Raw genomic sequence first — 6,750 nt, 5'->3', positions numbered from 1 at the left:
TCCTTTAGGCGGCGTTCTTCCGTCGTCACTCGGAAGGGGCTCGTTCCTCACCCCTTCCTCCCTCCTCCTCCAGAACACCGCCGCGCCCCGAACAGAGGGTCAGGGGGTCTTGGGGGTGCCGTTCGTGGATTTGAGGGCGTCGCGGAGTTGGGTCGCGCCGCGGAAGTGGATGGCGGACATGCCCGCCGACTCGGCGCCGGAGACGTTCACCAGGCGGTCGTCGACGAAGACGAAGTCCGACGGGCGCGCGCCGAGCTCCGCCGCCACGCGCAGGTAGATCTCGGCGTCCGGTTTCACCAGGCCCAGGTGGCCGCTGTAGAAGCGCGCGTTCATGGTCGAGGCCCAGGGCATCAGCTCGATCCGGTCGGCCAGGCACACGGGCGCGTTGGACAGCAGCGCGACGCGCGTGCCCGACGTACGCAGCTCCTCGATGATCGCCACGGTGTCCTCGTTGATGTGGCTCCAGCTCTCGACATCGAGCCGCACCAGGCGCTCCACCTCGGGGTCGCGCATCCGGCGGCCGAGGACCTCCGACCAGTACGCGCTGGGCGAGAGCACACCCCGGTCGAACTCCAGCCGGTGCTCCCAGTACCCCCGCCAGAAACGGTCGAAGTCGACGCCCGCCGCCTCGACCAGCCGCACGCGGTCGTCCTCGGGCTGAGCGTGGCTCAGCACTTCCCCGTAGTCGAAGAGCACCCATTTCATGATCGCGATATTACCGAACGTCAGCCCTTGAGGTACGGCTCCAGGTGCTCGTTCACCGCGCCACAGCCGAGATAGTTGCGCACGGTGTGGAAGTCCGCCCAGTCGATGTTCACCCGTTCGTCCAGGGTGACGCCGTCGAACGTGCCCTTCAGCGCGCCCGGGATGGCGGCGATGTCGTCCTTGTCGGCGATGTTGACCCAGCGGCGCACACCCCGGGGGCACCGGCCGCGCCCGCCCTGCGGCAGGGGCTGGAGCCGCTCGAAGATCACCCCGCGCATGCCGAGCGGGCTGCCGAGCGTGATCAGGAGCTCGACGGAGAGGTCCGGGTGCGCCCACAGCGCCTCGTACGTCACGACGCTGCCCAGCGAGTGGGCGATGACCACCTCGGGGCGGTTCCGGCGGATCGTCTCGGCGACGGCGTCGCGCGCCCGCACCCGGGCGGCGGCGTCCGCGCTCGCGAGGTAGGCGGCGACCTCGGGGCAGAAGTCCTCGGCGAAGTCCTTCGCGTGCGGGCCGAGCCGCGCCAGCAGCCACTCGGCGAGACGGTGGATCAGCCCGGTCAGCTTCTCCCCCGCGAAATCACCGACCTGGCCCATCTGCTTCATCCACGCGGCCAGCACGAGCTGGGACTCCGCGTCCATCTTCCGCAGGTCGCTCCTGGCGGCGGCCGGGGTCTCCTTGCGCAGCAGGTGCGCGTAGTAGGCGACCTCGCTGACGTAGGACTGCCCGGTGTAGGGGGCGCCGCCCGTCAGGCCGGTGTGCAGGTAGCGGTTCCATTTGGCGCGCATCGTGTCGGCCGCGCCCTTGGCCGTGCCCGCCGCCTGGAAGTACTTGTACTTGCCGATGCCGTGAACCCCCACGATCGCCGCCACCGCACGGTCCTCCCACGGTTGGTCGCCCGCCCTCGCCGGGTACGGCTGACGCCTGCTCAGGAACATGCACACTGTGCCCGACCGTCGTGATCACCACAAGCCGGTGCGCGACTTCGGCAGGACACAGTCGCCTGCGGGGAAGCCTCCGGCGCGTCCGGCAGCAGTCGCGGGGCGTCGCGGGGCGTCGCGGAGCTCGCGGAGCTCGCGGAGCTCGCGGAGCTCGCGGACAAATGGGTTGATCAGTGGCGGGAGTGTCCGGTTACGCTGGTGCAATGCCTGGTCCGCTCCTCGTCGGCAGCTCGGTCGCCATCCCGGAGGCCGAGCTCGGCTGGCGTTTCTCGCGTTCGTCCGGGCCCGGCGGCCAGGGCGTCAACACCACCGACAGCCGCGTCGAGCTGAGCTTCGACGTGGCGGCCACCACGGCCCTGCCCCCGCCGCTGAAGGCCCGCGCCCTGGAGCGGCTCGCGCCCCGGCTCGTCGGCGGGGTGCTCACGATCAGCGCCTCGGAGTACCGCTCGCAGCTGCGCAACCGCGAGGCGGCCAGGGCCCGCCTGGCGCACGTGATCGCCCAGGCCATCGCTCCCCCGCCGAAGAGCCGCCGCGCCACCAAGCCCTCCCGGGGCGCCGAGGAACGCCGCCTGACCGCCAAACGCCACCGCTCCGCCCTGAAACGCCTCCGCCGCACCGAAGATCCCTGATCCCGAACCCGCCGTGCCGGAAGCGCGGCCATAGGCACTGTTCGGGGCGCGGCGCGCCCCGAACCGCCGAGCCGGAGGCTCGGCAATAGGCACAGCGCGGCCATCAGACACGATCTTCCATTTCCCAGAGGTGGTCGATCACGTGCCAGGCGATGCGGCGGGCGGCGTAGCGGGCGGGCCAGCCGCCGTCGACGATCGGGGAGCCGTCGGACGGCTTGCTCAGGACCTCGGCGATCTCGTCGCGCATCGCCGCCCGCGCGGCCCGGTCGAGGAGGCCGAACGGGCGGTGCCGGACGCCGATCTTCCGCGCGTACGCCCGCTCGGCCTCGACCACGTGGGATGCCATCTTGTCGCGGTCCCTGCCGCCGCCGCGGGGCCCCTTGCGCAGTTCCTCGGGCGAGCTCGCGGTGACCTCGTCGAAGAGCTCCCAGGACGCCCGGATCAGCGCCACGTCGCGCTCGGCCACCGCCGCGTCCACCGGCCGCCGGTCGATGCCCGGGATCGCCGCAGGGGCCCCGAAGTCGGTGGTCGTGTCGCCGGGCGTTCGTTCGATCACGACGAAGGAGTCGGGCTCGAACGGCATGCGGGCCCGCTCGGCGATCACCCGGTAGCGCGGCACGTACCGCGCCAGGGTCTCCAGCGCCTCTTCCTCGCTCCTGCCGATGCGGCACCACCCCGGCCAGTCGTAGGAGCAGGCGAAGACCTTCTTGGGGCCGATTTCAAGATATAGGTCGGTCATATCGCCATGTTCCTCTCCGAACCTGTCAGGCCAGGTCAGTTATTCGACCAGATCGATGAGATCGGCCACCGAGTCCACCACGCGCGAGGGCCGGAACGGGTAGCGGTCGACCTGCTCCTTGGCGGTCACCCCGGTCAGCACCAGGATCGTGTGCAGGCCGGCCTCCATTCCCGCGACGACGTCGGTGTCCATGCGGTCGCCGATCATCGCCGTCGTCTCGCTGTGCCCGTCGATCGCGTTCAGCGCGCTGCGCATCATCATCGGGTTCGGCTTGCCCACGAAATACGGCTCGACCCCCGTGGCCTTGGTGATCATCGCGGCGACGGCGCCGCAGGCCGGCAGCGATCCCTCGGCGGACGGCCCGATCGGGTCGGGGTTGGTCGCGATGAAGCGGGCGCCCGCGTCGATGAGCCGGATCGCCCGCGTGATCGCCGTGAAACTGTAGGTGCGGGTCTCACCGAGGACCACGTAGTCCGGGGTGGTGTCGGTGAGGACGTACCCGACCTCGTGCAGCGCCGTGGTCAGCCCCGCCTCGCCGATCACGTACGCCGAACCCCCCGGCCGCTGGTCGCCGATGAACTTCGCCGTGGCCAGCGCCGACGTCCAGATCGACTCCGGGGGCACCTCCAGCCCGACGCTTCGCAGCCGCACCGAAAGGTCGCGGGGCGTGTAGATGGAGTTGTTCGTCAGGACGAGGAACCGCTTGCCGGAGTCGCGCAGCTTCCTGATGAACTCATCCGCGCCCGGTACCGGGTTTCCCTCATGGACGAGCACTCCGTCCATATCGGACAACCAGCTCTCTATCGGCCTGCGCTCGTTCACCGTTCTCCTGAGTGTCGGGGGCAACTTTCACCACTTTCCATGCGAATCCAGAATGACAGGTGCCCGGCCCGGTCCGTCACCCACGCCGCACCCTGCCGCGACCGTCGTGACCAGGGCGCACTGCCGGATTCCGGCCCCTGCGGCTAGAGTCCCTGAAGGTGGAGCGAATCGAGATCAACGGGGCCCCCGCCGCCGTCGAGGATCTTCGGCATCCGGCCCTGCGCAATTACGGGCACTTCAGCGCCATGCAGGTGCGCGACCGCAGGGTCAGGGGCCTGGGCCTGCACCTGGACCGGCTGGACGCCGCCACCAAGGAGCTGTTCGGCCGCGAGCTCGACGGCGAGCTCGTTCGCGCCCGCGTCCGGCACGCGCTGAGGGGCGACGTCCACGACGCCTCCGTGCGCGTCTACATCTTCGGCCGCGACCTGCCCACCTGGGGCGAGGTCGAGCCGTGCGTCATGGTCACCGTCCGGCCGCCGCAGGACCCGCCGAACCCGCCGCGCAACGTCTGGCCCGCCCCCTACCAGCGCCCGGTGCCGCACATCAAGCACGTCGGCGGCTTCGGCCAGACGTACTACCTGCGCATGGCCGAGCGCGCCGGATACGACGAGGCCCTGCTGGTCGCGCCCGACGGCACCATCGCCGAGGGCGCGATCACCAACATCGGCTTCTCGGACGGCGAGTCGATCGTCTGGCCGGAGGCGCCCATGCTGCGCGGGATCACGATGGCGCTGGTCGAGCGGGGGCTGGCCGAGATGGGCGTCCCGGCCCGCCGCCAGGTCGTGCGCCTGGCGGACCTGCCCGCGCTGCGGTCGGCGTTCCTCACCAACTCCTGGGGCATCATGTCGGTCCAGCGAGTGGGCCGGCAGCGTCTCACCGTCGACTATCCGCTGATGAAAACCCTCCAGGACGCCTACGAGAGGAACCCCTGGGACCTGATCTGAACGCCGGGAAGCCCGTCCACGGCCGACGGCGGCCACGCCGCACCGAGCAAACCGGACGCTAGGGCGCCAGGGCCGTCAGGGCCTCCTCGGCGCGGCGCATGGACGCGTCGGGGTCTGTGTCGAGGGCGGAGATCTCGGGGTCGAAGTTGAGGTCGTGGAACAGCTCGGTGAGGCCCGTGGACGCCAGCGCCTCGACGTCCGCGCGGATCTCCTGCGGCGAGCCGGTCAGCCGCGGCCGGTCGGGCAGACCCGCCTCGCGCAGCTTGGTGACGCCCCGGCAGATGAACCTCAGCGACTCCGGATCGCGCCCGGCCTTGCGAGCCGCGTCCTTTACAATGTAGATCTGCTCGTTGGATGGTGGCCAGGTCGGCGCGGCTGGAGCTGATCCAGCCGTCGGCCAGCTCCCCCGCGCGGCGCAGCGCCACCTCGGCCGTCCCCCCGAGCAGCACCGGCGGCGGGCCGGGGCGCGGCTTCGGGTCCTGGTGGGACGGCGGGATCTCGTAGAACTCCCCCCTGTGCGAGATGACCTCGTCGGTCCAGAGCCGCCGCAGCACCTGCAGGCACTCCACCGCCCTGCGCCCCCGGCCCTCCATGGGGACGCCCGAGGCCGCGAACTCCTCCGGCAGCCACCCGAGCCCGAGCCCGGCGTCCAGGCGCCCTCCCGAGACGGTCTGCAACGTCGCGAGCTGCTTGGCGAGCAGGGCCGGCGAGTAGAACGGCAGGTTGACGATCGCGAGCCCGAGCCGGATGCCCTCTGTGACGCCCGCGAGGTACGACAGGGTGACGATCGGATCCTGCACGGCGCGGTAGACCGGGCCCATCGGGTGGCCCACCGGGTAGAGCAGCCGCTGGAACGTCCACAGCGAGGCGTAGCCCAGCTCCTGCGCCCGGCGCGCGACGCGGGCCATGTTCGCGGGCGTCGCCCACGGGCCCGACACGGGCACCCCGAAGCCGATCTCCATGAGATCACCTTACGACCCGGACGTCGCCGTAGATTGGACCGGTGACGGTGCGGGACGAGGACGCGTCGGCCTCCACTCTGGCGCGGCGCCTCGCGCGCGTCGCCGGCGAGGGGTCGTGGACATTGCTGAAGCACACCCGGGTGACGGTCGTCCGCGCCGGTGACGTCGTGGTCAAGGCGCACCCGCCCGGCACCGACGAGACGGCGCTGGCCGCGCGCCTGCGCGTGGCCGCCGGGCTCCCGGGCGTGCTGCTGCCCCCGGCGTCGCCGCGGGTCGAGCACGTCGGCGGCCGCCCGGTCACCGTGTGGCCGGCGGGCGAGCCCGTGGACCCGGGTGATCCCGGCGCCGCGCCCTGGGAGGCCGCCGCGGGGCTTCTCGCACGCCTGCACGCCGTTCCCGTGGACGACCTGGCCCTGCCCCCGGCCGGCGGCCCCGCGCGGGTGGCCCGCGCCGTCGCGCTCCTGGACGGCCTGGACGGCGGGTACGCGGCGCCGGAGGCGGTGATCCGCGAGGCCTTCCGCACGCTGCCCCCGGACGCGAGGCCGGTGCCCGAGGGTCCCGCGCGCCCGGCGGCCCCTCCCCCGGTCGTCCCGAGCCCCCGGCCCCCGGACGGCGGCGGGCCACCGCGGGCGCGGCTCACGCACGGCGACTGGCATCTCGGGCAGATCATCCGGTACCAGGGCGATTGGCTGCTGATCGACGTGGACGACCTCGGCGTGGGCGTCGCGGCGTGGGATCTGGCGCGGCCCGCCGCCTGGTACGCCACGGGCCTGCTGGACCCGGCCGCCTGGCACCGGTTCCGCGGCGCCTACCTCGCCGCGGGCGGATCGGCCGTGCCCGCCGGGGATCCGTGGCGGGAACTGGACGTGCCCGCCCGCGCGTTGACGGTGCAATTGGCGGCCACGGCTGTGGCTGCGGCGGGCGCGGAGGGCCGCCCCCTCGACGAGGTCGAGCGGGCCCTGGTCTCGTCCTGCGGACGGATCACGCGCACCGCCGCCGCGCAGTAGG

8 protein-coding genes are annotated in these 6,750 nt (G+C 72.3%); 3 read left to right on the top strand and 5 right to left on the bottom strand.

Annotated elements, in window-relative coordinates; genetic code table 11:
- Positions 1 to 99: 99 nt before the first annotated feature.
- Both AB0M95_RS20650 and AB0M95_RS20645 read right to left on the bottom strand, forming a co-directional pair.
- The gene (locus AB0M95_RS20650; RefSeq protein WP_363766813.1) at positions 100 to 705 is read right to left on the bottom strand and encodes an HAD family phosphatase; all 606 of its coding nucleotides are present in this window, start codon (positions 703 to 705) and stop codon (positions 100 to 102) included.
- 20 nt (positions 706 to 725) lie between these two features.
- Positions 726 to 1,577 carry a hypothetical protein gene (locus tag AB0M95_RS20645; protein ID WP_363766810.1) on the bottom strand — a complete coding sequence of 284 codons (852 nt, stop codon included), beginning with the start codon at positions 1,575 to 1,577 and terminating at the stop codon, positions 726 to 728.
- A gap of 272 nt (positions 1,578 to 1,849) precedes the next feature.
- Between AB0M95_RS20645 and arfB the strand changes: the two genes are divergently transcribed.
- A complete protein-coding gene (gene arfB, locus AB0M95_RS20640; RefSeq protein WP_363766807.1) occupies positions 1,850 to 2,275 on the top strand; it encodes an alternative ribosome rescue aminoacyl-tRNA hydrolase ArfB in 426 nt (141 codons plus the stop codon).
- Between the two features lie 103 nt (positions 2,276 to 2,378).
- Here the strand turns inward: arfB and AB0M95_RS20635 are convergent, their stop codons facing one another.
- Positions 2,379 to 3,014, bottom strand: coding sequence for a hypothetical protein (locus AB0M95_RS20635; RefSeq protein WP_363766804.1), 636 nt, complete (start codon positions 3,012 to 3,014; stop codon positions 2,379 to 2,381).
- 39 nt (positions 3,015 to 3,053) lie between these two features.
- The gene (locus tag AB0M95_RS20630; RefSeq protein WP_363766801.1) at positions 3,054 to 3,836 is read right to left on the bottom strand and encodes an HAD-IIA family hydrolase; all 783 of its coding nucleotides are present in this window, start codon (positions 3,834 to 3,836) and stop codon (positions 3,054 to 3,056) included.
- 158 nt (positions 3,837 to 3,994) lie between these two features.
- Here AB0M95_RS20630 and AB0M95_RS20625 point away from each other — a divergent pair, with 158 nt between their 5' ends.
- Positions 3,995 to 4,780, top strand: a complete 786-nt coding sequence (locus AB0M95_RS20625) for an aminotransferase class IV family protein (protein WP_363766798.1) — start codon at positions 3,995 to 3,997, stop codon at positions 4,778 to 4,780.
- On the opposite strand, the gene AB0M95_RS20620 is transcribed toward AB0M95_RS20625, so the two are convergent.
- Positions 4,750 to 5,742 carry a TIGR03619 family F420-dependent LLM class oxidoreductase gene (locus tag AB0M95_RS20620; protein ID WP_363766795.1) on the bottom strand — a complete coding sequence of 331 codons (993 nt, stop codon included), beginning with the start codon at positions 5,740 to 5,742 and terminating at the stop codon, positions 4,750 to 4,752. The genes AB0M95_RS20625 and AB0M95_RS20620 overlap by 31 nt on opposite strands.
- Before the next feature lie 41 nt (positions 5,743 to 5,783).
- On the opposite strand from AB0M95_RS20620, the gene AB0M95_RS20615 reads away from it, so the two are divergent.
- On the top strand, positions 5,784 to 6,749 hold the full coding sequence (locus tag AB0M95_RS20615) for an aminoglycoside phosphotransferase family protein (protein WP_363766792.1): 966 nt from the start codon (positions 5,784 to 5,786) through the stop codon (positions 6,747 to 6,749).
- The last annotated feature ends 1 nt before the right edge of the window (position 6,750 follow it).

This window comes from Sphaerisporangium sp. NPDC051017, from assembly GCF_040683095.1.
In the GTDB taxonomy this organism is placed as follows: domain Bacteria; phylum Actinomycetota; class Actinomycetes; order Streptosporangiales; family Streptosporangiaceae; genus Sphaerisporangium.
Note: the sequence above shows the minus strand (reverse complement) of the source record. Positions and strands in the feature narration are given on the sequence as shown.

Excerpts from the sequence above, each read along its gene's own strand:
- AB0M95_RS20650 (WP_363766813.1), bottom strand. The coding sequence starts at position 705 with ATGAAATGGGTGCTCTTCGACTACGGGGAAGTGCTGAGCCACGCTCAG.
- arfB (WP_363766807.1), top strand. The coding sequence starts at position 1,850 with ATGCCTGGTCCGCTCCTCGTCGGCAGCTCGGTCGCCATCCCGGAGGCC.
- AB0M95_RS20635 (WP_363766804.1), bottom strand. The coding sequence starts at position 3,014 with ATGACCGACCTATATCTTGAAATCGGCCCCAAGAAGGTCTTCGCCTGC.
- AB0M95_RS20620 (WP_363766795.1), bottom strand. The coding sequence starts at position 5,742 with ATGGAGATCGGCTTCGGGGTGCCCGTGTCGGGCCCGTGGGCGACGCCC.